27 protein-coding genes are annotated in these 25,325 nt (G+C 59.0%); 23 read left to right on the forward strand and 4 right to left on the reverse strand.

The window, feature by feature from the left end; translation table 11 throughout:
- Nucleotides 1-60 precede the first annotated feature (60 nt).
- The 16 genes from DV711_RS14650 to DV711_RS14725 all read left to right on the forward strand — a co-directional run bounded on the left by DV711_RS14650 (nt 61) and on the right by DV711_RS14725 (nt 13,568).
- Nucleotides 61-912, forward strand: a complete 852-nt coding sequence (locus DV711_RS14650; protein ID WP_114696470.1) for a hypothetical protein — start codon at nt 61-63, stop codon at nt 910-912.
- A complete protein-coding gene (locus DV711_RS14655; protein WP_114696471.1) occupies nt 909-1,511 on the forward strand; it encodes a PilN domain-containing protein in 603 nt (200 codons plus the stop codon). Before DV711_RS14650 ends, DV711_RS14655 begins: the two co-directional genes overlap by 4 nt.
- Nucleotides 1,504-2,178, forward strand: coding sequence for a hypothetical protein (locus DV711_RS14660; RefSeq protein ID WP_114696472.1), 675 nt, complete (start codon nt 1,504-1,506; stop codon nt 2,176-2,178). The genes DV711_RS14655 and DV711_RS14660 overlap by 8 nt, the downstream gene beginning before the upstream one ends.
- Nucleotides 2,171-2,518, forward strand: coding sequence for an MSHA biogenesis protein MshK (locus tag DV711_RS14665; protein WP_114696473.1), 348 nt, complete (start codon nt 2,171-2,173; stop codon nt 2,516-2,518). The genes DV711_RS14660 and DV711_RS14665 overlap by 8 nt, the downstream gene beginning before the upstream one ends.
- Nucleotides 2,519-4,108 (forward strand): pilus (MSHA type) biogenesis protein MshL, encoded by a 1,590-nt coding sequence (gene mshL / locus DV711_RS14670; RefSeq protein WP_114696474.1) that lies wholly within the window; start codon nt 2,519-2,521, stop codon nt 4,106-4,108. It begins immediately after the preceding gene.
- Between the two features lie 46 nt (nt 4,109-4,154).
- Nucleotides 4,155-5,060 carry an ExeA family protein gene (locus DV711_RS14675; RefSeq protein WP_114696475.1) on the forward strand — a complete coding sequence of 302 codons (906 nt, stop codon included), beginning with the start codon at nt 4,155-4,157 and terminating at the stop codon, nt 5,058-5,060.
- The gene (locus DV711_RS14680) at nt 5,057-6,616 is read left to right on the forward strand and encodes a tetratricopeptide repeat protein (RefSeq protein WP_114696476.1); all 1,560 of its coding nucleotides are present in this window, start codon (nt 5,057-5,059) and stop codon (nt 6,614-6,616) included. Before DV711_RS14675 ends, DV711_RS14680 begins: the two co-directional genes overlap by 4 nt.
- A 2-nt stretch (nt 6,617-6,618) precedes the next feature.
- A complete protein-coding gene (locus DV711_RS14685; protein WP_114696477.1) occupies nt 6,619-8,421 on the forward strand; it encodes a GspE/PulE family protein in 1,803 nt (600 codons plus the stop codon).
- Nucleotides 8,408-9,652: a type II secretion system F family protein gene (locus DV711_RS14690; protein ID WP_114696478.1), complete on the forward strand. Its 1,245-nt coding sequence runs from the start codon at nt 8,408-8,410 to the stop codon at nt 9,650-9,652. Before DV711_RS14685 ends, DV711_RS14690 begins: the two co-directional genes overlap by 14 nt.
- A gap of 10 nt (nt 9,653-9,662) precedes the next feature.
- The gene (locus tag DV711_RS14695) at nt 9,663-10,184 is read left to right on the forward strand and encodes a prepilin-type N-terminal cleavage/methylation domain-containing protein (protein ID WP_114696479.1); all 522 of its coding nucleotides are present in this window, start codon (nt 9,663-9,665) and stop codon (nt 10,182-10,184) included.
- A gap of 110 nt (nt 10,185-10,294) precedes the next feature.
- The gene (locus DV711_RS19705) at nt 10,295-10,780 is read left to right on the forward strand and encodes a pilus assembly FimT family protein (protein ID WP_114696480.1); all 486 of its coding nucleotides are present in this window, start codon (nt 10,295-10,297) and stop codon (nt 10,778-10,780) included.
- Between the two features lie 15 nt (nt 10,781-10,795).
- Nucleotides 10,796-11,281: a pilus assembly FimT family protein gene (locus DV711_RS14705; protein ID WP_207802651.1), complete on the forward strand. Its 486-nt coding sequence runs from the start codon at nt 10,796-10,798 to the stop codon at nt 11,279-11,281.
- A complete protein-coding gene (locus DV711_RS14710; RefSeq protein ID WP_165840130.1) occupies nt 11,262-11,810 on the forward strand; it encodes a type IV pilus modification PilV family protein in 549 nt (182 codons plus the stop codon). The genes DV711_RS14705 and DV711_RS14710 overlap by 20 nt, the downstream gene beginning before the upstream one ends.
- Nucleotides 11,810-12,637, forward strand: coding sequence for a prepilin-type N-terminal cleavage/methylation domain-containing protein (locus tag DV711_RS14715; protein ID WP_114696482.1), 828 nt, complete (start codon nt 11,810-11,812; stop codon nt 12,635-12,637). Before DV711_RS14710 ends, DV711_RS14715 begins: the two co-directional genes overlap by 1 nt.
- On the forward strand, nt 12,627-13,052 hold the full coding sequence (locus tag DV711_RS14720; RefSeq protein WP_114696483.1) for a hypothetical protein: 426 nt from the start codon (nt 12,627-12,629) through the stop codon (nt 13,050-13,052). The genes DV711_RS14715 and DV711_RS14720 overlap by 11 nt, the downstream gene beginning before the upstream one ends.
- 129 nt (nt 13,053-13,181) lie before the next feature.
- Nucleotides 13,182-13,568 carry a PilZ domain-containing protein gene (locus tag DV711_RS14725; RefSeq protein ID WP_114696484.1) on the forward strand — a complete coding sequence of 129 codons (387 nt, stop codon included), beginning with the start codon at nt 13,182-13,184 and terminating at the stop codon, nt 13,566-13,568.
- Nucleotides 13,569-13,580: 12 nt separating this feature from the next.
- On the opposite strand, the gene radA is transcribed toward DV711_RS14725, so the two are convergent.
- Nucleotides 13,581-14,951: a DNA repair protein RadA gene (gene radA / locus DV711_RS14730; RefSeq protein WP_114696485.1), complete on the reverse strand. Its 1,371-nt coding sequence runs from the start codon at nt 14,949-14,951 to the stop codon at nt 13,581-13,583.
- 122 nt (nt 14,952-15,073) lie between these two features.
- Here radA and DV711_RS14735 point away from each other — a divergent pair, with 122 nt between their 5' ends.
- Nucleotides 15,074-16,351, forward strand: coding sequence for a bifunctional O-acetylhomoserine aminocarboxypropyltransferase/cysteine synthase (locus DV711_RS14735; protein WP_114696486.1), 1,278 nt, complete (start codon nt 15,074-15,076; stop codon nt 16,349-16,351).
- An 85-nt stretch (nt 16,352-16,436) separates the two neighbouring features.
- On the opposite strand, the gene DV711_RS14740 is transcribed toward DV711_RS14735, so the two are convergent.
- From DV711_RS14740 to rpmE, 3 genes are all read right to left on the reverse strand, one after another.
- The gene (locus tag DV711_RS14740) at nt 16,437-17,705 is read right to left on the reverse strand and encodes a malic enzyme-like NAD(P)-binding protein (protein ID WP_114696487.1); all 1,269 of its coding nucleotides are present in this window, start codon (nt 17,703-17,705) and stop codon (nt 16,437-16,439) included.
- A gap of 145 nt (nt 17,706-17,850) precedes the next feature.
- Nucleotides 17,851-18,555, reverse strand: coding sequence for a thermonuclease family protein (locus DV711_RS14745; protein WP_165840131.1), 705 nt, complete (start codon nt 18,553-18,555; stop codon nt 17,851-17,853).
- 141 nt (nt 18,556-18,696) lie between these two features.
- Nucleotides 18,697-18,909, reverse strand: a complete 213-nt coding sequence (gene rpmE / locus DV711_RS14750; protein WP_114696489.1) for a 50S ribosomal protein L31 — start codon at nt 18,907-18,909, stop codon at nt 18,697-18,699.
- A 247-nt stretch (nt 18,910-19,156) separates the two neighbouring features.
- On the opposite strand from rpmE, the gene DV711_RS14755 reads away from it, so the two are divergent.
- The 6 genes from DV711_RS14755 to DV711_RS14780 all read left to right on the forward strand — a co-directional run bounded on the left by DV711_RS14755 (nt 19,157) and on the right by DV711_RS14780 (nt 25,279).
- Nucleotides 19,157-21,361, forward strand: coding sequence for a primosomal protein N' (locus DV711_RS14755; RefSeq protein WP_114696490.1), 2,205 nt, complete (start codon nt 19,157-19,159; stop codon nt 21,359-21,361).
- A gap of 143 nt (nt 21,362-21,504) precedes the next feature.
- A complete protein-coding gene (locus tag DV711_RS14760) occupies nt 21,505-22,116 on the forward strand; it encodes an SPOR domain-containing protein (protein ID WP_114696491.1) in 612 nt (203 codons plus the stop codon).
- Nucleotides 22,117-22,290: 174 nt separating this feature from the next.
- Nucleotides 22,291-22,824, forward strand: coding sequence for an ATP-dependent protease subunit HslV (gene hslV, locus DV711_RS14765; RefSeq protein WP_114696790.1), 534 nt, complete (start codon nt 22,291-22,293; stop codon nt 22,822-22,824).
- Nucleotides 22,825-22,904: 80 nt separating this feature from the next.
- Nucleotides 22,905-24,230, forward strand: a complete 1,326-nt coding sequence (hslU, locus tag DV711_RS14770) for an ATP-dependent protease ATPase subunit HslU (RefSeq protein ID WP_114696492.1) — start codon at nt 22,905-22,907, stop codon at nt 24,228-24,230.
- Between the two features lie 27 nt (nt 24,231-24,257).
- Entirely contained in the window at nt 24,258-24,668 is a 411-nt protein-coding gene (locus tag DV711_RS14775) for a gamma-butyrobetaine hydroxylase family protein (protein ID WP_114696493.1), read from the forward strand.
- A 2-nt stretch (nt 24,669-24,670) separates the two neighbouring features.
- Nucleotides 24,671-25,279: a ubiquinone biosynthesis accessory factor UbiJ gene (locus tag DV711_RS14780; protein ID WP_114696494.1), complete on the forward strand. Its 609-nt coding sequence runs from the start codon at nt 24,671-24,673 to the stop codon at nt 25,277-25,279.
- Nucleotides 25,280-25,325 lie beyond the last annotated feature (46 nt).

The raw sequence follows: 25,325 nt of genomic DNA on the forward strand, positions 1-25,325 counted from the left end.
CTATTCTCGAACCGAAAATCGGCTCGTGGAAGGGTCGGTCTGGCGCTGAATGAATCAGGTTTGGCGCTGGCACACTACGACCGCCGCAAACCCAAACCGCTGCGTTGCCAGCAGCTGGATGACTGCCGTCTAGATAACCCTGAACCACTGAAAGCTGCGGTGGCGCAATTGGGTCTCAATGGCGCGTCGGTCAGCTGGGTGTTGAGTCCGAAAGACTACAATCTGCTGCTGGTCGAAGCTCCCGCCGTAGACGAGGCCGAAATGGCCGATGCCCTGCGTTGGCGGGTCAAGGATATGCTGTCGTTCGATATCGAGCATGCGGTGTTGGATTTCTTTGAGTTGCCCGAAGATGCTTACCGCGGTCGCAGCCGGATGCTGTACGTGGCGGTGATCCAACAGTCGGTATCGGATCGTATTGAGTCCTTGGTCAATGGGGCCGGCATGGCACTGAAGGCGTTGCTGATTCCGGAGCTGATGTTGATCAGGCTCAAACAGTTGGAAGGAGAAACGCTGGCAACCGCGGTGTTGGGGCTGCAATCCCCACACAGTCTGATCAGCATGGTCAGTGAAGGCTCACTTTACCTGACTCGTCAAGTTGATTCCGATGTCTCGCTGTTGTCGCCCGACGCGGTTGAAATTGAAACTCGCGCCAGTGGCTTGGTACTCGATATTCAGCGTTCGCTGGATTACTACGAAAGCCAGATCGGCAAACCACCCTGCCTACGTCTGCTGGTGTGTCCGCAGCAACCGGGTGAAACTCCGTTGCTGGGACAGCTGCGTTACAACCTGGCGGTTGAATTGGTACAACTGGATCTGGGCGAACATATCGATAGTGAAACCCCGTTGACTCCGCTATTGCAGAGCCAGGCGATGATGGCCATAGCGGCGGCTCTACCGGAGGTGGAGTCATGAAGCAGCAGATCAACCTCTATGTGAAGCGCGAATCGGTCAAGGTGCCTTTTTCGGCCACAACCTGCCTGCTGATCTTGGTGGTTCTGACTCTGGGGCTGACAGCTATCAATTTTCTGGAGCAGAACAAGCGTAGTCAGGCGCAACAACAGCTGACCCAGATGCAGCAGCAGAAAACCGCGCTGCAACAACAGTTGAATAAGCTTCGGGCCGCGAATAAACCGAAGCCCGAGTCGGCCGAACTGCTCCGGCAGGTCGACAGGCTAAAACAGCAGCTGTCCCAGCAACAGCGGTTCGGCGAGCTGCTGGCCCGATTGGCACCGCAGCAACAGGGACTGTTCTCGAGTCTGCTGACGGGATTGTCCGAGCAAGCGCTGGAGGGGGTTTGGTTGAGCCGGATTCAAACCAGCGACAACGGTCGTCGGGTATCGTTGCAGGGGTACACCGGCCATGCAGAGCTGGTGCCCAAATACCTGAAGCAGTTGGGCGATGCGCCGGCTTATCGGGGCGCTCAATTCGATCAGTTCGAGCTGGGCGAAGCGCAGCAGGGATTGAGCTTCAAGGTCAGTGGTACGCGTGCCGGAGGGGAAGCCGATGGATAGACTGCGCGCTTGGGCGGCTAAGTTCGACGCCCTGTCACTGCGGGAGCGGTTGCTGATTCTGATCACCCTGGTGGTAGCGGTGGCCCTGCCCGGATTCACCTACCTGATCGAGCCGGCGCAGAAAGAACAGCTGCAGCTGATTCTGAAGGCTGACAAACTCAAGATTGAGCTGGCCGAGGCCCAGGTCGATCTGCAACTGATCAAGGCGATTAAGACCGAAGACCCGAACAAAGCGTTGCAGGACGAGATCAAGCGGTTAAAGCTTGTGCTGGCCCAACGTGGCGAGGAGCTCAAGCAGCGCACCGCAACGCTGGTACCACCGGATCAGATGATCGACCTGTTGCAGCAGATTCTTGCGCGTCAGCCCGGTATCCGGCTGCTCGAAGCGCGTAAGGCGGCACCGCAAGCGATCAATCTGGCCACTCCAGGCGCTGAAGGCACCTCATCGAGCACAGAGGTGGCCCAGCCGCTGCTCTATCGGCATGACCTGGCATTGCAGCTTGAAGGCGGCTTTTTCCAGATCCAAGGCTTTTTGAAGGCGCTGGAAGGGGCAGAAAGTTCGCTGTTCTGGGACAGCCTGGACTATCAGGTCGATAACTATCCGAAGGCGACGTTGCGGCTGAAACTCTACACCCTCAGTACAACGAAGGAGTGGTTAGGTGTTTAAACAACGCCATTGGCGCATCGTAGTGCTGTTGTTGGGATTATTGCCGATAACTACGGTGCAGGCGGCGGTTGATCCGACCCGGCCGCCCAGCAGCTTGAGTACCGAAGCCGGTCAGGCTTTACCGGCACAACGCTGGAAGTTGCAGTCGATTCGGATCGGCAACGGTGAAGCCCGCGCAGTGGTGAACGGGGTATCGGTGCGCGTCGGGCAACGGATTAAAGGTGCGACAGTGACGTCGATCAAGCCGGGAACCCTGGTTCTGCGGCAGGGGGGCAAGCGGGTCCAGTTGCATCTGGGCTCGTCGAAAATGATTAAGAAGAATATTCGGGACAGTAAGTAGATGAGGGGTTTAACCGCGGGCATTGTCGGAATCGCGCTGGTATTGAGCGGTTGTCAGAGCTGGCAACCCACCACCGGAGCCTCGGCTCAGCAGGATGGTGTGCTGGCGCTGGAGCAGGCGTTGGAGGACAACCGCAAACTCGAAGCGCAGTTGCAGACGCCACCGGCCGACGTAATGCAGGCGCTGTTGCCGCCGTTGCAGCTGCAGGGCTTTGATGACGGCGAGGCGGTACGCTTTGATCTGAGCGCCCAAAATCTGGATGCACGCAGCTTCTTTATGGATCTGGTTCGCGATACCCCTTACAACATGGTGGTCAGCGAGGGGATAGGCGGTCGAATTTCGCTGGAGCTCAAGAACGTCAGCGTCGAAGAGGTGATGCAGACTGTTCGTGAGGTCTACGGCTACGAATACAAGCGCCAGGGTAATCTCTATCAGGTGATACCGGCGCGGCTGGAAACGGCGATGTTCCAGATCGACTATCTGAACGTCAACCGTCAAGGTGATTCCGATATTCAGGTCAGTGCCGGTGCGGTTAGCCAGAGCGGTGAAGACAATGCCTCGGAGCGGATCGTCGGTACCCGGATCAATACCAAAACCAGCACCAACTTCTGGGGCCAGATGCAGCAGACCCTCAGCGCCATTATCGGCGATGGCGAGGGGCGTTCGGTGGTGATTTCACCCCAGGCGGGGATGGTCGTGGTCAAGGCGCTGCCCAGTGAACTGGAAACCGTGGCCGATTATCTGCAGCAGGCGCAACTGACCCTGCAACGGCAGGTGATTCTGGAAGCCAAGATTCTTGAGGTCCGTCTCAGCAGCGGCTTTCAGGCCGGGGTCGACTGGCAGGGTGTGATCCGCAACAGCAGCGAGAGCAGCGGCAATATCACCATCGGGCCATCCGCAGAAACGGTGACCAACCCCGACAATATCGACGGCGTGTTCGGGATCAACTTCAACTTCACCGACTTCAACGCGATGATCGAGCTGTTGGAGCGCCAGGGCCAGGTGCAGGTGCTGTCGAGTCCCCGGGTGGCGACATTGAACAACCAGAAGGCGGTGATCAAGGTCGGTACCGATGAGTTTTTCGTCACCGATATCAGCACCACCACAACGACCGGCACGGCCACCACTACCACACCGGATATCGAGCTGACGCCGTTTTTCTCCGGTATCGCATTGGATGTGACGCCGCAGCTGAGCGATAACGGCGAGATTATTCTGCATATCCATCCGTCGATCAGCGAAGTTAACGATCAGCAGAAAAGTATCGTGGTTGGCACCGATACCTTCCAACTGCCGCTGGCACAGAGCACTATCCGCGAGTCCGATAGCGTGGTGCGGGCCAGTAGTGGTCAGGTGATTGTGATTGGCGGCCTGATGCAGACCGTCAGCGATGACCGCTCGGCCAAGACCCCGGTTCTGGGAGATATCGACGGGGTCGGTGGTCTGTTCCGACAGGAGAATCAGGGGACCCAGAAAAGCGAACTGGTAATCCTGCTCAAGCCCACCATTGCGGGCACCGAGGCCTGGCGCAACAACCTGCAGCAGAGCCTGGATAACTTTAACAACCTCTATCATCGAGAAGGGTTGTGAGCTTAGGGCCTGCTTGCAGGCCCGGCGCAGATAGGCGATCAAGCGCATGTACCAGCAATTTTTCGGGCTGAATGAACTGCCGTTCACGCTGACTCCGAACACACACTACTTTTTGAACCTACCAACCCACCAGGAAGCTCTGAACCTGATCCTGGTGGCATTGGAGAACGGTGACGGCTTCGTCAAAATCGTCGGCGAAGTTGGCACCGGCAAAACCCTGCTGTGCCGCAAGGTGTTAAATGCGTTGGATGAGGACTGTATCAGCGCCTACATTCCCAACCCCTACCTCAGTGCGGACGGGTTTCGGATGGCCTTTGCCCGTGAACTGGGGCTGGAACTGGATACGCTGAAGGGAAGTTTCGATCTGCTGGAGCGGATCAACCAACGTCTAGTAGAGCTGGTAGCCGAGGGCAAACGGGTGGTGCTGATCGTCGATGAAGCCCAGGCGATGCCGGAAAAAACCATCGAAGCGCTGCGACTGTTGACCAACCTGGAAACCGAGACCACCAAGCTGTTTCAGGTGGTGTTGTTCGGTCAGCCGGAACTGGATGAACTGCTGGGGCAAAGCTCGTTGCGCCAGTTGTTGCAGCGGATCACCTTCTCTTATCGACTTCGTCATCTGGATCTGGAAGGCACCGGGCAGTACCTGCATCACCGCCTGACCCTGGCCGGCTACAACGGAGTGCCGCTGTTCGAGGCCAAGGCGGTCAAGAAACTCTGGCAGGCTTCCTCGGGCACCCCTCGCTTGATTAATATTTTGGCCCATAAGGCGCTAATGGTGGCCTACGGCAAGGGTGATCGACGTGTCAGTGCCGCCCAGGTCGTCACCGCGGTGGAAGATACCGAAGGGGTGGTGCTGCAGAGTAGCGCCAAGCCGAGGCTGTGGTTGGCGGGTCTGGCGATGCTGGCTGTGGGTCTGTCGGCCGGGCTGGTATTGGGAGGGCTGCTGTGAGCCTGGTCAATGACATGCTGCGCGATCTCGATCAGCGCCGGCAGCAACCGGGCGAGGGCTCTGCTGGCGGGGCGTCCATTGCCCCGGCACCGACTCTGACCCAGACCCAGCCGAAGACCCGCTGGCTGCCGCTGTTGCTGTTGTGTCTGGCGGTGGGACTGGCCGTGCTGGGGTTGTGGCTTTACGACAATCCGCAACTCTGGCGCAGTGCGCAACCGGTAGTGGGAACTGATACGCCACCTCAGACGGTTAAACCCCAGCAACCGGCGCCCCAGCTGGCAGAGACTGAACCTCAGGCTGAGCCGCAATCTGAGCCAGCATCCGATCCAAAACCCAGTCCTGCTTTGGAGCCAGCTCCGGCCGATGCCGCTGTCGACGCCTCTGTTAGGCCTGATCCGACAGGAGGGGCGGATCTACCGCAACCGGTGCGCCTGTTACGGTCGACCTGGCTGGCTGAGGAGAATCGAGCCCGGTTGGCGTTGGAGCTGAATCAGGCGCCGAAACAGCAGGTTCAGCTCGTCGCCGAGCGCAGTCTGCAGCTGCAACTGGGTGAGATTGAAATACCCGCTACCACTAGCATCGAATCCCTGCTATCGAAATCGCCGGTTGAGTGGTTGCAGGCCCAGCTGCAGCAGGCTGATCAGTTGACACTGCGGTTGGACAGCATGTCCCCGGTGCACTTTGAGGTCAGCTCGCAGCCGATCAGCTCAAATGACGGGGGGCACCGCCTGGTGGTGATGGTCAGCCGCGCGCCGATACAGCCCAAGCCAGCCCCGATTGCGGCGACATCAGCCCCCGCCCTTGTAGCGACTGAACCGACTCAGCCGAGAGGAGCTAGCTCTGAACCAGCCCAGGCATTAAGCCAGCCAAGCGTGCCGCTGCAAACCGTTGATGCCGAAGCCTCTCCCGCGCAGGTCGTGACGTCGCAATCCCTACCGAAACCGCAGCCGATAGCGGTGGCGCCGTTGATCAAGCGACAGCCCCAGAGCCCGGCCCAACGTGACCGTTCTCAAGTCGCCAAGGCGCGAGCGCTGATCGGTACCCGTCAGATCAGCCGGGCGATCGATCAGCTGCAGGCCTTTGTGGCCGAACACCCCGAAGCCAGCCGAAGTCGAACCCTGTTGGCGACCCTACAGATCGGAACCGGGCAACTGGCCCAGGCGGAGCAGCAGATCGACCAGGGCTTGGCTCTGAGCCCTACCGATGCGGGACTGAAAAAGCTCAAGGCCCGTCTGCTGGTGCAGGCACAAGCGTTGAAACCGGCGATCGAACTATTGCAGGCGGATCAACCGAGCGCCAGTAGCGATGCGGAATATCACCAGATTCTGGCGGCGGCGCTGCAGGCTGACGGCCAGCACCAACGGGCCGCCGAGACCTATCATGGACTGCTGCGGGTGCGCTCCGATAAACCGGCTTGGTGGGTTGGACTGGCACTGTCGCTGGAAGCCCTCGAACAGCCGCAGCAGGCTCGTCAGGCCTATCAGAATGTGCTCCAGATTCCCGATCTGAAACCGGCATTGGCAAAATATGTCACCCAGCGATTGAACAGACTCTAACTATGGCTACTGGAAAGAAAATTCGGATTGGGGACCTGCTGGTTCAGAACGGCGTTATCACCGAACCGCAGCTGATGGAGGCTCTGGGTAAGCAGAAGCAGACCGGCCAGAAGCTCGGCCGTACCCTGATCGCGTTGGGGATGGTCACCGAAAACCGCTTTATCGAGTTCCTATCCCAGCAGCTCAATATTCCATCGGTGGAGCTGAGCCGTTACGAGTTCGATCAGAAAGAAGTTCTGCGTCTCTCGGAGGCCCACGCCCGTCGTTTCCGGGCGATTGTGCTGAAAGAAAACCCGGATCATTTCCTGATCGGCATGGCCGATCCGATGGATCTGTTTGCGTTCGATGAACTGCAACGGTTGCTCGGAAAGCCGTTGAAACAGGCGGTGGTGTCGGAGGGGCAACTGCTCAGCACCCTGGATCTGCTCTATCGCCGTACCGAAGAGATCTCCAGTCTCGCGGTCGAGCTGGACGAAGAGATCGCCGAAGATGCGTTTGATATCGCCGATATTGCCGCCACCGATGACTCCGAAGTACCGGTGGTCAAGCTGCTGCAGAAGATCTTCGAAGACGCGGTGCAGGTCCGTGCCTCGGATATCCATATCGAGCCGGATGAGAAGGTGCTGCGCATTCGCCAGCGGATCGATGGCGTACTGCAGGAGCATGTGGTCAACGAGCGCCGGGTCGCCAATGCGCTGGTACTGCGCTTGAAACTGATGGCCGAGCTGAATATCTCCGAGAAACGCCTGCCTCAGGATGGCCGCTTCAACATCAACGTTAAGGGCCGCAGCCTCGATGTGCGGATCTCGACCATGCCGATCCAGTACGGCGAATCGGTGGTGATGCGTCTGCTGGATCAGTCCGCCGGCACCATCGGGCTCGACCGGGCCGGTCTGCCGGCCGATGTGCTGGCTCGATTCCGTCGCATGATCCACCAACCCAACGGCCTGATCCTGGTTACCGGTCCGACCGGTAGTGGTAAGACCACCACCCTCTACGGTGGGTTGATGGAGCTGAACGATCCGGCCAAGAAGATCATCACCGTCGAGGATCCGGTGGAATACCGACTCGATCGGATCAACCAGGTCAACGTGAATCCCAAGATCGGCCTCGATTTCGCCACGGTACTGCGGGCCAGCCTGCGTCAGGACCCGGACATCCTGCTGGTGGGGGAGATTCGTGACCACGAAACCGCCACCATCGCGATGCGGGCGGCGATGACCGGTCACCTGGTACTGTCGACCCTGCACACCAACGATGCGATCAGCTCGGCGATGCGACTTATCGATATCGGCATTGAAGGCTTTATGGCCGCCACCGCCCTGCGTGGGGTGCTGGCTCAGCGGCTGGTGCGGCGGATCTGCGTTCACTGCAAGCAGGATTACAGCCCCTCCCACAGCGAACAAAGCTGGCTCGAGGAGGAATTGGGGGCCGAAGGGTCGCAGCTGCAGCTGTTCCACGGCCAGGGCTGTACCTACTGCAACAACACCGGTTACAGCGGCCGGATCGGTATTTTCGAGCTGCTGGAGATCGATGATTCGATGAGCGACGCGCTGCGTGCTGCCGATACCGCCTCTTTCGCCCATAGTGCGCGCCACTCAGAAGGCTTCAAAACCCTGGCCCAGAGTGCACTGGAATATGCTCGCCAGGGGGTGACGACGCTGGAAGAGGTATTCCGGGTCACCGAGCAGATGGAGGGGATCGCCAGTGATATTATCGAGGCTCGCGCGGCGCAGCCTGCCGACTCGGATTCGGGGTTGAGCCTGGAACCGCTGGAAGCGAGATCGAGCGATGCCTCAATTTAGTTTTAAAGGCCGTAACGCCAGCGGAGAGCTGGTGGCCGGGAAGCAGGAAGCGGCTTCGGCGGCCCAACTGGCCAGTCTGCTGGCGGACAAGCACATCACCCCGATCTCGATCGAACAGGCTAAAGGGGAAGCTAAGGGGCAGCCGGGAAAGAAGCCCGGCGATATCGAGATCGGCATGCCCAAGTTCCTGCAGCGGGTATCGCTGGATGAGCTGATTATTTTCAGCCGCCAGATGTACAGCCTGACCAAAGCCGGGGTGCCGATCACCCGTGCGATTCGTGGCCTGGCGTTGTCGGTACGAAACCCCCTGCTGGGCGAGATTCTGAGTGCGATCGCCGATGATCTGGAGCAGGGCCATACCCTGTCCAGCGCCTTCAGCAAACACCCCAAGGCGTTCTCTAACCTTTACGTCAGTCTGATCCATGTGGGCGAGAACACCGGTAATCTGGATCAGGCCTTTGCCGAGGTGGCCAAGCATCTGGAGTTGGAGCGTACCACCCGCAAAAATATCAAGTCCGCCACCCGCTATCCATTGTTCGTCATTATCGCGCTGGTCGGCGCGATGTTTGTGATCAATCTGTTCGTAATTCCAGCCTTCGCTGGTGTTTTCAATAGCCTCGGCGCCGAACTGCCGTGGCAGACCCAGCTGCTGATCTCGATATCCAACTTTACCATCGACTACTGGTATCTGATCTTCGGTGGCCTGATTGTCGCTATAGTCGCTTTCCTGCGCTATATCAGCACCGATAACGGGCGCTTCCGATGGGACAGGTCCAAGCTGAAGCTGCCGGTAGTAGGCAGCTTGTTCTATCGCATTATCCTGGGTCGTTTCTGCCGTACCTTCGCGCTGGTGATGCGGGCCGGGATACCGATCGAGCAGGGCTTGGCTATCGTGGCCGGAGCGGTGGGAAACCGTTATATCGGCGACAAGGTGCAGGGGATGCGTCGCGGTATCGAGCGCGGTGAGAGCTTTACCCGTACCGCTCAGCAGGCCGATATGTTCAGTCCGCTGGTGCTGCAGATGATGGCGGTGGGCGAAGAGACCGGTGGCGTCGATGAGCTGCTGGAGGAGTCGGCCGACTTCTACGAGCAGGAGGTGGAGTACGATCTGAAAGGGCTGGCCAGTGCGATCGAACCGATCTTGATCGTTGCCATCGGCATCATGGTGCTGGTGTTGGCGCTGGGAGTGTTCCTGCCGCTGTGGGAACTCAACTCCTCGGTCAATCGCTAAGGGAGCAAGGATGCAGCCGGATTTAAAGAGACGGCAGAGCGGTTTTTCACTGCTGGAGTTGGTCGTGGTCGGACTGGTGATTCTGGTGGTTGCCACTGCCAGCTATCGCCAGTATATGAGCCTTGTGGTCGATGCCGAGATCGCGGCGTTCAATGGTGTCCGTGGTTGGCTGCAGGCCGGGGTCAATCTGGCCATGAGCGATGCGATCAGCGGCCGAGCGGGTCGTCGGCTGGAGGATCTGGATGGCACCAACCCGATGGTATTACTGGATAGCGCGATGGTGCCGCCGAGCAACTATCTGGGTGAATTGAGTGGCCTGGCCGCACAGCAGGCCGAGCCAGGCAACTGGTACTTTGACCTCGATCAGCGGGCGCTGTTTTACCGTTTTCGCTATCGTCAGGCGATGCCGGGGTTTGAGCAGGCGCCGGATGATCGAGTCGGTTTCGAGTTAAAGCTGTTGCGGAGCCGGGCCGATAACCCTAATAACCGAGATCAACAGACGCTGCGATTGGAGTTTATTCCTCTGTACTAGAGGATATAATCGCTTGAGTCTGAATCATTTTTTGTGTCAGGGATTGACTCAACGACTAACTGGAGTACCGTTCCAAGTAAATCTTTCGGCGGTATCTTTAAGGAGCTTGTATGAAGGCTAAACAGTCTGGTTTCACGATTATTGAATTGATCGTGGTTATTGCCCTATTGGGTATCCTGTCAGCGGTGGCGCTGCCCCGCTTTATCGATGTGACCGAAGATGCCCATACTGCGGCCGTTAGCGGTGCCGGTGCCGGCTTTGCAACAGGTGTAGCGCTAATTCGGGCTCAAGCGATCGCAGAGGGAGTGGTTAGTGGTGCTGTCGATGGCTTCGGAAACGGCACCTTGCACGTGAATGCGTCTGGTGGCGCCATGAGTGTGGGCAATGCTGCGGTGTTGGACTGTGAAGACGTCTGGACCAATCTGCTGCAGGCCAATGCGCCCACGGTATCTGGTGCTGACTCGGATTACACCATTGGTGGCACCTCTCCGGAATGTATCTACACCTACCGCACACCAAATGATAATGGTGGTCAGCGAACTATTACTTACAATAGCTCTACCCGCGAAGTTACTGTCAACGCCGACGGTAACTAATCACAAGCAGTGAGCTTGATAAAAGTCCGCCGGACCCATTCGGCGGGCTTTACCCTGGTCGAGCTGGTGGTCATTATCGTGCTGCTCGGCATCCTGTCGGCGGTGGCGATCTCCCGCTTCGGCGATGTACAGATCTTCCGCTCCCTACAGGTCAAAGACCTGCTGATCAGCAGCGCCCGTCAGGCTCAGCAGGCGGCCCTCAACCGCCACGATCAAAACATCCAGCTGCAACTTTCTACCAATGCCGGTGAGTATCTGTTTGAGATCCGGGCCAACGGCCAGCTATTAAAGCAGCAACGTGTCGATCCGGGCTCAATTACGCTGATAGATCCCGATGGTTCACCGATCGGCGCCTACAGTCTCAGTTATGACAACCTCGGCAACCTGGCAGGGGGTGTGACCACGAATCTTTCCTTCAACAGCGGCGGTGATATTGTCTGTATCACCCTGGCCGGTTTTGCCTACCTGGCGGAGAGTGCGCTTGTCTGTACGCAGAACTAACCCGGAACGTCGTTTCCAGGGCTTTACGCTGATCGAGATGGTGATCACCATTGCGATTCTGGCGATCGCGTTGGTGACGGTGGCCCAGTCGCTCCAGTTCAGCGCCCAGTTCGGTGCCGATACCCTGTGGCAAACCAAGACAGTCGAGCTGGTACAGGCTTACAGCGACGAGATCATGACCAAACGGTTTGACGAGGCGACACCGATCGGCGGTCAGCCACCCTGCGGCACCGCATCAGCGGCATCCTGCAGCGGCACACTGGGATCAGAAACCGGTGAGCAGCGCACCGCTGGCGTCAATACCTTCGATGATGTGGATGATTACCATGATCTGGATGATCAGCCACCATTGGATGCCCAAGGCACTGCTCGAGCGGATTACAACGGCTATCGGGTCGAAGTAGATGTCTTCCATGCCGGTAACGAGATCGGCCTGGTCAGTGATACCGATGGCAAACGAATTCAGATTCGGGTGACACCGCCGGGGCAGCGGCCGTTGGTGTTCAGTGTCTATCGGGGGAATTTCTGATGCGCCGCCTCGCCGGATTGCGATCGAACCAGGGCTTTACTCTGGTCGAGCTGGTGGTGGTGATCGTGGTGATGGCGGTACTGGGCGTAGGGGTGTCGCAGTTTATCGTCAATACCTCCGACAGCTATGTCAGTACCGCGTTGCGGGATCGGCAGGGTTCGGCGGCCCGTGCGGTGGTGGAGCGGATTTCGCGGGAGTTGCGTAACGCACTGCCCAACAGTGTGCGCGTTTCGGCTGATCAGCAGTGTCTGGAGTTTGTACCGGTCCTGGGAGGCTCGATCTATACCCGGATTCCGTTGACCAGTGCATCCAGCAGCTTCAGCTCGATCCCGTTCAGCAGTGGTGCAGCACCCTCGATTGGTCGGGTGGCGGTGTATCCGATCAGTACCGCCGAGGTTTACACCCTGGCGACTACGTCGGCGGCGATGTCGAGTATCTCGCCTCAGGTCAGCAGCAGTCAGAGCGCGTTGGAAGACAGCGTTGAAATCGACGTGCAGCTGTCGCGGGCCCATCGTTTTCCGCTGGAGTCACCGAGCCGGCGCTGGTTTATGGTCGATGATCCGGTCAGTTTCTGTTTCAGTGGAACTCAGTTGTTCCGCTACAGTGATTACGACTATCTGGTTTCCCAGCCGTCGCCTGGCGGATTCGGTAGCGGTAACGAGCAGACCCCCAAGCGCGCTCTGCTGGCTAACGGCGCCAGCGGCAGTTTTGTCGTGATTCCGGCCACGCTGCAGCGCAATGCCTTGGTGCAGATGAATCTGGATCTGCGCGAGCGTGGCGAGGGGGTGTCGATCATTCACGAGGTGCAGTTACGCAATGCTCCTTAAATCGTCTCTGAAGCGCCAGCATAGACTGGTACCGCGCAAGGCCCAGCAAGGTCTGGGGCTGATGTCGGCTATCTTTGTGATTACCATCATGGCTGTGGTGGTGGTGGGGCTGTCGAGTCTGGTGGTCAGCAGTAAGGAGTCCTACGGTTACGAGCTGATGTCGGTCAGGGCATTCCTGTTGGCCGAAAGCGGCGGCCAGATGGCGATCAGTCACCTGCTGTTGGAAAGTGCCTCGGACTGCAGTGCGTTGCCCAGTCAGCTGCCGCCGGCAGAGCTGCAAAGCTGCACGCTGCAGTTGAATTGCCCCAATGTCAGCGTCGATGGAATCGATTACTTCACCATCGAGTCCACCGCGACCTGCGGCAGTGGTCTGGATCAGGCGATCCGCAAACTGACCCTGCGAGTGCAACGCTAGTCCCCTCGCAGCGTCACTGTTTATCCCCCTTTTGACCCGGCTCAGGTTTTGCGAGTGCACCACCTTCGGATAGGGTTTATAGTTTGCAGAGCAAAATCTGTCAGTTGTCGTTAGATAAGGGGTGCCGCTTTGAGCCAACAAGAAGGCCAACCACAGAGCCAAGAGCGTCGTCGTTTTACCCGAATCGCCTTTGACGCCGAAGCCGAGCTACGGCTGGGGGATCAGCGTTGGATAGTCGAGATCACCGATATCTCCCTCAAGGGAGTTCTGCTAAGTCATCCGGCGGGATTCGAGGCCGACGCGGGAGCGGAGCTGATCGTTGAGTGCTGGCTGGATAGCGATGTGCAACTGGTGCTGCCGGTGGTACTCAAACGCATCGACGCCAACTATCTGGGCTGTGCCTGCGGCCCGATCGATCTGGACAGCATCACCCATCTACGTCGGCTGGTGGAGCTCAACCTGGGCGACGACAGCCTGTTGGAGCGCGAGCTGGATCACCTGATCGAAGCGCAATAGCACGGTGGCGATTCAGATCGCCTCCAGCGCTTCCGAGAGTTTCTCCACCCCGATCACTTCCATCCCTTCGATTTTATCCTTGGGCAGATTGCCCTTCGGGACGATAGCCCGTTGAAAGCCATGTTTGGCGGCTTCACGGATTCGCTCCTGGCCGCTGAGTACCGGACGGATCTCGCCCGCCAGCCCTACTTCCCCGAACACCACCAGGTTCTGCGGCAGAGTCTGATCGCGGAAACTGGAGACCACCGACAGTAGCAGCGCCAGGTCGGCACTGGTCTCGGCGACTCGCACACCGCCCACCACGTTGACGAACACGTCCTGATCGCCGGTGTGTAGGCCGCCATGCCGGTGTAGCACCGCCAGTAGCATGCCGAGCCGGTTTTGATCCAATCCCACCGCGATGCGACGGGGGTTGTTGAGATGGGACTCGTCCACCAGCGCTTGAATCTCCACCAGCATCGGTCGGGTACCCTCCCAGACCACCATCACCAGCGAGCCGGCACTGGCCTCCTGGGTGCGGTTGAGGAAGATCGCACTGGGGTTTTTGACCTCTTTCAGGCCCGACTCCATCATCGCGAACACGCCCAGCTCGTTGACCGCGCCGAAACGGTTTTTCTGCCCGCGCAGGGTGCGGAAACGACTGTCGTGACCACCTTCAAGCAGCAGTGAGCAGTCGATCATATGCTCAAGCACCTTTGGGCCGGCCAGGGAGCCGTCCTTGGTGACATGGCCGACCAGAAACAGCACGGTGTGGGTCTGCTTGGCGAAACGGGTCAGGTAGGCGGCGCTTTCACGCACCTGGGACACGCTGCCCGGTGCCGACTGTACATCGGCCATGTGCATTACCTGGATCGAGTCCACCACCATCACCTTGGGTTGGTGCTGCTGGGCGATCTGCACCAACTGCTCGACCGAGGTTTCCGACAGCATGTTGAGTTTATCGGTCGGCAGGCCGAGTCGCTTGGCCCGCAGGGCCACCTGTTGCAGCGATTCTTCGCCGGTGACGTAGAGGGCTTCGTACTTGTTGGCGAGCTCGCACAGGACCTGCAGCAGCAGGGTACTCTTGCCGGCGCCGGGGTGACCGCCGATCAGAATGGCCGAGCCGGGAACCAGACCGCCACCAAGCACCCGATCCAGCTCGCTGTTTTCGGTGCTGAAACGGGGCAGGTCGGCCAGGTCAACTTCGGCCAGCTTCTGCACCTTACCCTGCTGGCCAGCACCGCCGTCATAACCGCTGAAGCGTTCGCGGGCGGCGCTGGGACTGCTGCCCAGGCGAACTTCACTGAGCGTGTTCCAGGCGCCGCAGTCGCTGCATTGCCCCTGCCACTTGGCGTAATCGGAGCCGCAGTCATTACAAACGTAAGCGGTTTTGGCTTTAGCCATGAGGCTGAATTCCCACTAAAAAATAAAGCGCAGATCATAACATGGGCCTATTTAAGCGCGTCTAGGCTTGAGCTAGTCTAGGGATTCCTTAACCTGCCATCTAAGAAGCGGAGTTGCTCCACATGAAATTGGAAACCCAAGCGATCCACAGCGGTTATCAGCCCGATCCCACCACCAAAGCGGTTGCGGTACCGATCTACCAGACCACCTCCTACGCCTTCGACGACACCCAGCACGGCGCCGACCTGTTCGATCTCAAGGTGCAGGGCAATATCTACACCCGGATCATGAACCCCACCACGGCAGTGCTGGAGCAGCGGGTTGCGGATCTGGAGGGCGGCATCGGTGCGCTGGCACTGGCATCCGGGATGGCGGCTATCACTTACACCATCCAGACCCTGGCCGAGGCCGGCGACAATATCGTCAGCATCAACAAGCTGTATGGTGGTACCTACAACCTGTTCGCCCATACCCTGCCGCGTCAGGGTATCGATGTGCGGATGGCTCCCCATGACGATCTGGCGGCTTTGGAAGCGCTGATCGACGATAAAACCAAGGCGGTGTTCTGCGAATCGATTGGTAACCCGCTGGGTAACGTGGTCGATATCGAAGGGCTGGCCGAAGTCGCCCACCGTCACGGAGTCCCACTGGTGGTCGATAACACAGTGGCAACCCCCTGCCTGCTGCGTCCGTTCGAGTACGGTGCCGATATCGTGGTTCACTCGCTGACCAAGTATATCGGTGGTCATGGGACCTCCATCGGCGGCGTGGTGGTCGACTCGGGCAAGTTCCCCTGGGCCGAGCACAAAGAACGCTTCCCGATGCTGAACGAACCGGATCCCTCCTACCACGGTGTGGTCTATACCGAGGCCCTGGGTCCGGCGGCCTTTATCGGTCGCTGTCGCGTGGTGCCACTGCGCAATACCGGTGCGGCGATCTCTCCGATGAATGCGTTCCAGATCCTGCAGGGCATCGAAACCCTGCCGCTGCGGATGGAGCGCCACTGCGACAACGCCATGAAGGTGGCCCAATACCTGTCCGGCCATGATCAGGTCGAGTGGGTCAACTACGCCGGTCTGGAAGGCAACGAAGGTTATGAGCTGGCGCAGAAGTACGTCGGCGGCAAGCCGTCAGGCATTCTGAGTTTCGGGGTCAAGGGCGGTGTCGAGGCGGGGGCGCGCTTTATCGATGCGCTGCAACTGATCACTCGACTGGTCAACATCGGTGATGCCAAGTCATTGGCCTGCCACCCGGCCAGCACCACCCACCGTCAGCTGTCCCCGGAAGAGCTGGCGGCTGCTGGTGTGAGTGTCGATATGGTGCGGATCTCTGTAGGTATCGAGCACATCGACGACATCATCGCCGACCTGGAGCAGGCCCTGGAAGCAGCCAAAGGCTAATTCCCGGAGCAGTTACTCCCGCACAACAAAAAAGGGCTCCCCGGTTTGCACCGGGGAGCCCTTTTTCGTACGGATGCGAGCGTGCTTAGACGTCTTCCAGGCCGCTGAGCGGGTAGTTCTCAGGCAGAGGCAGACGAGCAACACCGATCTCGATCGCCGCTTCGGCAACCGCCATCGATACCTTGCCCAGCAGGCGCGGATCGTTGGGCTTCGGAATGATGTACTCGTGACCGAACTCCAGTGACTCCAGACCGTAGGCGTCCAGAACCTCCTGAGGAACCGGCTCTTTGGCCAGCTCGGCGATGGCGTAGACGGCGGCCATCTTCATTTCGTGGGTGATGTGACGGGCACGCACGTCCATGGCACCACGGAAGATGTACGGGAAGCAGAGGACGTTGTTGACCTGGTTCGGGTAGTCGGAACGGCCAGTGGCCATGATCACGTCGTCACGGGTGCTGTGGGCCAGCTCCGGACGGATCTCCGGATCCGGGTTGGCGCAGGCAAATACGATCGGGTTCGGGGCCATGGTCTTCAGCTGCTCGGCTGACAACTGGTTGGCACCGGCCAGGCCGAGGAAGACATCGGCGCCGTTGATGGCGTCTTCCAGGGTCCGGCAATCGGTCTGGATCGCGGCAAACATCGCTTTTTCCGGGGTCAGGTCACCACGGCCGTCATGGATAACACCACGGCGGTCACAGGCGATGATGTTGTGACGGCGGATACCGGCGGTGATCATCAGACGCAGACAGGCGGTGGCGGCGGCGCCGGCGCCCAGACAGACGACCTTGACCTCTTCGATGTTCTTACCGGACAGCTCGATCGCGTTCAGCAGGCCAGCCACGGTGACGATGGCGGTACCGTGCTGATCGTCGTGGAAGACCGGGATCTGCAGGCGTTCGATCAGCTGACGCTCGATCTCGAAGCATTCCGGAGCTTTGATATCTTCCAGGTTGATACCACCGAAGGAGCAGGCGATACGGGCGACGGTATCACAGAATGCCTGCGGGCTTTCGTTTTCGACTTCGATATCGATTGAGTCGAGACCGGCGAAGCGCTTGAACAGCAGCGCCTTACCTTCCATGACCGGCTTAGAAGCCAGTGCGCCCAAGTTACCCAGGCCCAGAATAGCGGAGCCGTTGGAGATGACCGCGACCAGATTGCCCTTGTTGGTGTACTTATAGGCATCGTTGGGGTTTTCGGCGATAGCGCGTACCGGCTCGGCCACACCCGGGCTGTAAGCCAGTGCCAGGTCGTCGGCGGTTTCCGCCGGCTTGGTCAGTTCGATGCTGATTTTTCCCGGCTTGGGGTACTGGTGGTACTCCAGCGCGCGCTTATTCAGGTCTTGATCGGTCATTTTTTTTAGCATCCAAAAAGTACGAGTGGCCGGCGATCATAAACGAAAGTCGCACGGTGCTCAACAAAGCATCAGCCCACAGGCCGCGTAGAATCGGCTCTTGAGGGTTTATGGTCAGTTTCTGGCCAGTAGAATGAAATAGTACTTAACAACGATTTTTGCAGAGTATTAGACCGTCGGAATGGTTAAGCTTTAGTGAAAAAGGAAGAAAACCGCGGGTTTTTTGCTGTTTCGACAGTCGCCGAACTGAAAGCCAACCACGAATTTCGATCCAGGAATTTTTTTGCAGTTGCACAAAATTATCCTGAATCCAGCCACTGGCCTGACCCTGCGCTGCAACAAAAATTTTGTCATCCAGCTCGATAAAATGGCCCCGTCTCAGCTTACCGATGCGGCTGATCCGACCCCGGAATAGGCCGAAGCCGCCATCGGTGTGATTCAACTCGGTGACAAGCTTGGGCCGATAAGTCTCTAACCGCCAGACTCCTCGCCGCTCCGATCGGGCCTGCTGCTCAGCTTGCCGGTGACAGTGCCGAAGGTCCAGGTTGGGGGCGATGCTCAGCGCAAAGCCAAGTCCCTGCCGGAGCAGCTCGGCTTCGACATTGCGACCGTCGGCCAGATAGAGATGGCCCAATAGCCGGCCATGGCGATCCTTGGATTGGCTTCCTAGCTGCAGCTGGAGCCCTGGGGCTTCCAGCAGCTGTTGCAACTGCTGTCGGGCGGCTTGAGCCAGCGGTTGGTGGCGGCCCTGCTGGTGGTCGAGCTCTGGGGTGTTGATGCCGATTAGACGCAGATGTTTGCCATCGCCGAGTATCACCGTGTCGCCGTCGATCACTGTTGTGATGGTCACGGCTTTTGGGCTTTGCGGTGGCGGGCAACTATGGGTTGGTGGCTGGTTGGCCTGGGAGGGAGAGGTTTGCGGTAACAGATAGACAAAAAGAAAGGCGCTTATCAAAAGCGCCTTTCTTGGGATTCGCATAGCGTCGCCGAATTACTTCTTCAGGCTGCGGCTGCCGAAACGCTTGTTGAAGCGATCGATACGACCAGCGGTGTCAACAACCTTCTGCTTGCCGGTGTAGAACGGGTGGCAAGAGCTGCAAACGTCCAGGTGCAGGTCAGAACCGGTGGAACGGGTCTTGATGACGTTGCCGCAGCTGCAGGTTGCAGTGATTTCTTTGTATTCGGGATGGATACCAGATTTCATGATAAAGCCTCGATGTTTTAAGTGCCGCCCTCTCAGCTTTTTCACTGAGCACCGCACGTTCTGTAGCTGTACGAAAACTGTACGCTACAACCAGGCGGCGGATTCTATAACAGTGCCCGTTGAGGGCGCAAGTTAATTATCTGGCTTAGGCGGACGAGTTGATAGGCCGAGTTCAGAGTCTGCGGCAGGGTTGCTACAATGCGGCATCCTGATGCTCAGGCCCTTTCATTTATAAGGACAGGCGGTGATGTCCCGATCCGGTTGGCTGCTGCGGGTGGCTCTGCCCTCGCCGTTGCGGCGCTACTTTGACTATCTACCCCCGGAAACGGCGGCCTCGATCGGTCCCGGCCAGCGGCTGCGGGTGCCTTTCGGCCGGCGCCAGCTGATTGGTGTGGTGGTGGATCGGGTCGATCAGAGTGATGTCCCGGAAAACAAGCTGCGAGCGGCATTGGAGTGCCTCGATGAGCAGCCGGTGCTGCCGTTACCGTTGTTGGAGCTGGCGCTCTGGTCGGCCAGTTATTATCACTACCCGCCTGGCGAGGTACTGGCAACCTTCCTGCCGGTGCTGTTACGGCAGGGGGAGGCGGCGGAATTTCGCAGCGAGCATTGCTGGGTCGTCAATGATGGCGTCGAGCCAGATCAACTGAAAAATGCGCCGCGACAACAGGCGCTGCTACAGCTATTGATGCAGCATCCCCATGGTTTAGCCGACGAGGCGTTGAGGGCCCAGCAGTTTTCCAGCGCCCTGGTCCGGGCACTGCATGACCGGGGTTTTATCTCACGCCAGGAGCGACCGATGGAGCCGCTGCATTGGCCCGAAGGGGATCCCTTGCAGCAGAGCCCGTTGCCGTTGAATGAGCAGCAGCAGCAGGTGCTCGACCAGCTTAACGAGAATCAGACTGGGTTCAGCTGCAGCCTGTTGCAGGGCGTGACCGGTAGCGGTAAGACCGAGGTCTATCTACAGCTGATCGAAGCCCAACTGCGCCAAGGGCGGCAATCGCTGGTACTGGTGCCGGAGATCGGCCTGACCCCGCAGACCGTGAGCCGGTTTCGTGCCCGCTTTCGGGTGCCGGTGGTGGCGTTGCATTCGGGGCTGAACGATCGTGAGCGGCTCGATGCCTGGTTGCAGGCTGGCCGTGGGATGGCCGGAATCGTGATCGGTACCCGCTCGGCGGTGCTGACGCCGCTGGCACGGCCGGGGATGATCGTGATCGACGAGGAACACGACGGCTCCTTTAAACAGCAGGAGGGATTTCGCTACTCGGCCCGTGATCTGGCGGTGATGCGTGCTCAACGGGAGCAGATACCGGTGTTGCTCGGCAGTGCGACGCCGTCATTGGAAAGCCTGCATAACGCGATCGAAGGTCGCTACCGTTGGCTCAAACTCAGCCAGCGGGCCGGTGGTGCCCGGGCGCCGAGCTTTGAACTGCTGGATATCTGCCACCAGCCCCTCGACGAAGGGCTGTCGGAGCCGTTGATCCAGCGCATCGGTCTACACCTGGCCCGTAACGAGCAGGTACTGGTGTTTCTGAATCGGCGCGGCTTTGCCCCCAGCCTGATGTGCCATGACTGCGGTTGGGTGGCCGATTGCCCCCAGTGCGATGCGCGCTTGACCCTGCATCGCTCGCCGGCACGATTGCATTGCCATCATTGCGACCTGCAGCTGCCGCTGACCGGCCGTTGCGGTGAGTGCAACAGTACCGATCTGAATGCCCAGGGCGCCGGTACCGAGCGCACCGAAGCGACGCTACAGCGATTGTTTGAGAATTACCCTGTGCTACGGGTCGATCGCGACAGCACCCAGCGCAAACACGCGTTGCAGAAGATCCTGGAGCAGGTTAACGAAGGTGGCCCCTGTATTCTGGTCGGTACCCAGATGCTGGCCAAGGGCCACCATTTTCCCAAGGTCACGCTGGTGGCGATTCTGGATGCCGATGGAGGCCTGTTCAGTGCCGATTTCCGCGGTATGGAGAAAACCGCGCAGTTGGTGTTGCAGGTGGCCGGTCGGGCAGGGCGGGCCGAGCACCCGGGCCATGTGATCATGCAGACCCACCATGCCGAACACCCTCGGCTGCGTAGCTTGATCGAGCAGGACTACACCGAGTTTGCCCGTCAGGAGCTATCGGACCGGCGCTTGGCCAAGCTGCCTCCCTATCGATATCTAGTGATGCTGCGGGCCGAAGCAGTTGCGCAGGGGCGGGCGGAGATCTTCCTGCAGTGGGTGCGCGAGCTGATCGAACAGCACGACTGGCCGGGAGTCAGCTGGCTTGGCCCGCTGCCGTCGCCGATGGAGAAACGGGCCGGACGCTACCGGGCCCAGCTGTTAATCGAGGCCGATCAACGCAAGCCATTGCATCCGTTGCTGAGCTGGCTGAGCCGGACCCTGGAAGAGTGGCCCCAGGCCCGCAAGGTGCGTTGGTCGTTGGATGTGGATCCAATCGATAATTTTTAATTGATCGGGCTCAGAAGCGAGACGTTCCATGCTTGGAACCGGATAGTAATCTGGTGATAATGGAACCGCTTCAGCAATAAGCAACCTAACCCAATCAAACCACCCGGCGGCAGCCGCACCGATGGAAACCGACAGTACCGCCGATGGCCCACGATTACGCAAAACGCAGACAGAACGCCAGCAAGCCTGCTGCCCGAAAAACCAGCCCGAAGCCGCCACCCAAGCCTCGTCGCCCGTTATGGCCGTTGTTGGTTATCCTGTTGCTGTTGGGCGGGTTGGGCTACGGTCTTTACTTCCTGACCACGATCGGGTCCGATCCTGCCTCGCCGAAGTCGCCACAATCACAAGAGCAGGTTGAGCAGCCGGTCAAATCGCCCGCTAAACCGGTAGTAAAGAAGCCAGCGGAACCGGAGTTCGAGAAGGACGATATCTACAAGTTTTACGAGCTGCTGCCCAAGTCAGAGGTAGTAGCGCCGGAGGTTGAAGCCTACAAGTCGACCCCGAAATCCGCCGCCGCTTACAGTAACTACCTGTTGCAGGCTGGTTCATTCAAGAGTGCCCAGGATGCCGACAGATTGCGGGCCAAGCTGTTGCTGGCCGGGTTGCCGAACGTTACCTCCAGCAAGGTGGTTTCGTCCAACGGTACGGTCTGGTACCGAGTCCGAACCGGTCCCTTCCCTTCACGATCCAAACTCAATAAGGCTTACGACAAGCTGGTGCGCATGAATCTGCAACCTATGCAGGTCAAACTCTAGGCAAGCAATAAGTTCCAGTAACAGTTCGTTTGGACAGATTCGCTGTTTACTCGATGCCATTGGTTCAGATCGCTGTCTCAGGGCTTGAAAAAGCCCGGTTTGGAGCCATATTGGCAGTAATTGATTCATCGGGAACCGAGCGATTCGATCGGCTCCCCTAATAAGGCGCAAACTATGACTACCATCGTATCCGTCCGCCGTGGCGATCAAGTTGTGCTCGGCGGTGACGGCCAGGTGTCCCTCGGCAATACCGTTATGAAGGGCAACGCTCGCAAGGTACGCCGACTCTACAAAGGCGAAGTGATTGCCGGATTTGCCGGCGGTACCGCCGATGCATTTACGCTGTTCGAGCGTTTCGAGGCCCAGCTGGAGAAGTTTCAGGGCAATCTAACCAAGGCCGCGGTGGAGATGGCCAAAGAGTGGCGCTCCGACCGGGCGCTGCGTCGTCTGGAGGCGATGCTGGTGGTGGCCAATGCACAGGCCTCGCTGATCATTACCGGCAATGGTGATGTGGTGGAACCCGAGCACGGCCTGGTGGCGATCGGTTCGGGCGGCAACTTCGCCCAGGCAGCGGCCCGCGCGTTGCTGGAAAATACCGACCTGAGTGCCCGTGATATCGTCGAGAAGAGCCTGAACCTGGCGGCCGATATCTGCGTCTTCACCAACCATAATCTGAATATCGAAGTGCTCGAGGGGATCGACGCCTGAGCGTCGTTGTCTTACCGATTAGCCTGAACTGAATGGCTTTGAGCTGAATACAGCCCTGAGCTGATATAGAGACCCAACCCATGTCCCAGATGACCCCCCGTGAAATCGTCCATGAGCTGGACAACCATATCGTCGGCCAGGCCGATGCCAAGCGCGCCGTTGCAATCGCACTGCGTAACCGCTGGCGCCGGATGCAGCTGGACGATGCGATGCGAGCCGAGATCTCGCCCAAGAATATTCTGATGATCGGCCCTACCGGGGTGGGTAAGACCGAGATCGCCCGCCGTCTGGCAAAGCTGGCTAACGCTCCTTTTATCAAGGTGGAAGCGACCAAGTTCACCGAAGTTGGCTATGTCGGCCGCGATGTTGAGTCTATCGTGCGTGATCTGGTCGATATGTCGATCAAGATGCTGCGCGAGAAGGAGATGGAGAAAGTCTCCCACCGGGCCGAGGATGCCGCCGAAGAGCGAATTCTCGACGCGTTGCTGCCGCCGCCCCGCGGTGATGAGGCGCCGGTGCGCGAAGAGAGCAGCACCCGCCAGCTGTTCCGTAAGAAGCTGCGCGAAGGGGACCTGGACGACAAAGAGATCGATGTTGAGGTCAGCGCCACGCCGATGGGTGTCGAGATCATGGCCCCTCCGGGGATGGAAGAGATGACCAGCCAGTTGCAGAACATGTTCTCCAACCTGGGCGGTGAAAAGCGCAAGACCCGTCGCCTGAAGGTCAAGGATGCGCTGAAGCAGCTGCGCGACGAAGAAGCCGCGGCACTGATCAAAGAGGACGATCTGAAGCAGCGTGCGGTCGAGTTGGTGGAGCAGAACGGTATCGTGTTCCTGGACGAGATCGACAAGGTTACCAAGCGGGCCGAAAGTGCCGGTGGTGGCGATGTCTCCCGCGAAGGGGTTCAGCGCGACCTGCTGCCGCTGATCGAAGGCTGCACCGTCAACACCAAGTACGGCATGATCAAGACCGACCACATCCTGTTTATCGCCTCTGGCGCCTTCCACCTGTCGAAGCCGTCCGATCTGATTCCGGAGCTTCAGGGCCGGTTGCCGATCCGAGTTGAGCTGCAGGCGCTGACGCCGGATGACTTCAAGCGCATCCTGACCGAACCGGATGCCTCGCTGACCGAACAGTATCAAGCGCTGCTGGGCACCGAAGGGGTCGAGCTGTCGTTCCAGGCCGATGGGATCGAAAAAGTGGCCCAGATGGCGTTCGATGTGAACGAGCGTACTGAGAATATCGGCGCCCGCCGACTCCACACGATGATGGAGCGGCTGCTCGAAGAGATCTCTTTCAGTGCCGGTGACGGCGGTGCCAACCAACTGGTGGTGGATGCCGATTACGTCGAGAAGGCGCTGGGAGAGCTGGCCCAGGATGAAGATCTGAGTCAGTATATTCTGTAAGTTATTTGACACTCTTAGGTGAGCCCTATGCGCCCAACTCAGATCGCCCTGCACCTGAAGTCGAAACAGCTCGAATTAGGCTATGACGGTGATGCCTACCGGCTGGATGCCGAGTACCTACGGGTTCACTCGCCGTCGGCGGAGGTCCGTGGCCACGGCAATCCGGTGCTGCAGACCGGCAAGCGGGACGTCGGACTGGTTGGCGTCGAACCCAGCGGCAATTACGCCCTCAAGCTGGTCTTCGACGACGGCCACGATTCTGGTCTTTATAGCTGGGATTACCTGTACGAACTGTGCCAGAACCGGGATCGGTACTGGCAGCGCTATCTGGATCAACTCGAGCAGGCCGGTGCCAGCCGCGAGCCACAGCCGGGCGACAATCAACCCAAACCGGCAGCCCGCGGCTGCGGTGGTGGCGGCTGCGGCGGAGGGCGGTAACGATGCTGAAATCCTGGCTGGAAAGCGAAGCCGGCATCCTGCTGGAGCTGAGCATCAATAAAGCGATTGCCCGGGATCCGGTAGCTCAACGGCGATTGGCCGACCTCCAAGGTAAGCGCCTGCGTCTGCTGCTACCTTTCCCCGCCTTGAACCTGGTGGTCGAGTTGGGGCCAGAAGGGGTCAATCTGTGCGATGGGGCTGCCATCGAACAGGTCGACTGCGAGATCGAAGGCAGCGCCTCCGAGCTGCTGGCATTGATGATGGATCCGCAACTGGCCTTCGAAGGTCGGGTCGAGCTGCGCGGCGATACCCTGCTGGCCAATCAGCTACGACAGATAGCCCAGCAACTGGATCTGGATTGGGGTGGGCTGATTGGTGATTGCATCGGTGATGCCCCTGCCCAGGTACTACTGAACCTGCTTAACAAGGGGCGTAGCAACCTGAAAGATGCCTCCAATAACCTGCTAGACGATCTGGATAACTGGCTCCACGAGGAGATCCGGGTGCAGCCGAGTCGGGCTGAGCTGGAGGGCTTCTACGACGAAGTCGATCAGCTGCGGTTGGATGCGGATCGATTACGGGCGCGGATTGAGAGGTTGGAACAAGGTTAGCTCTAAACCTTGTTGTTTTTCCTGGGATATTTGATTGTTCGATAGT

This window comes from Motiliproteus coralliicola, from assembly GCF_003345655.1.
In the GTDB taxonomy this organism is placed as follows: domain Bacteria; phylum Pseudomonadota; class Gammaproteobacteria; order Pseudomonadales; family Balneatricaceae; genus Motiliproteus; species Motiliproteus coralliicola.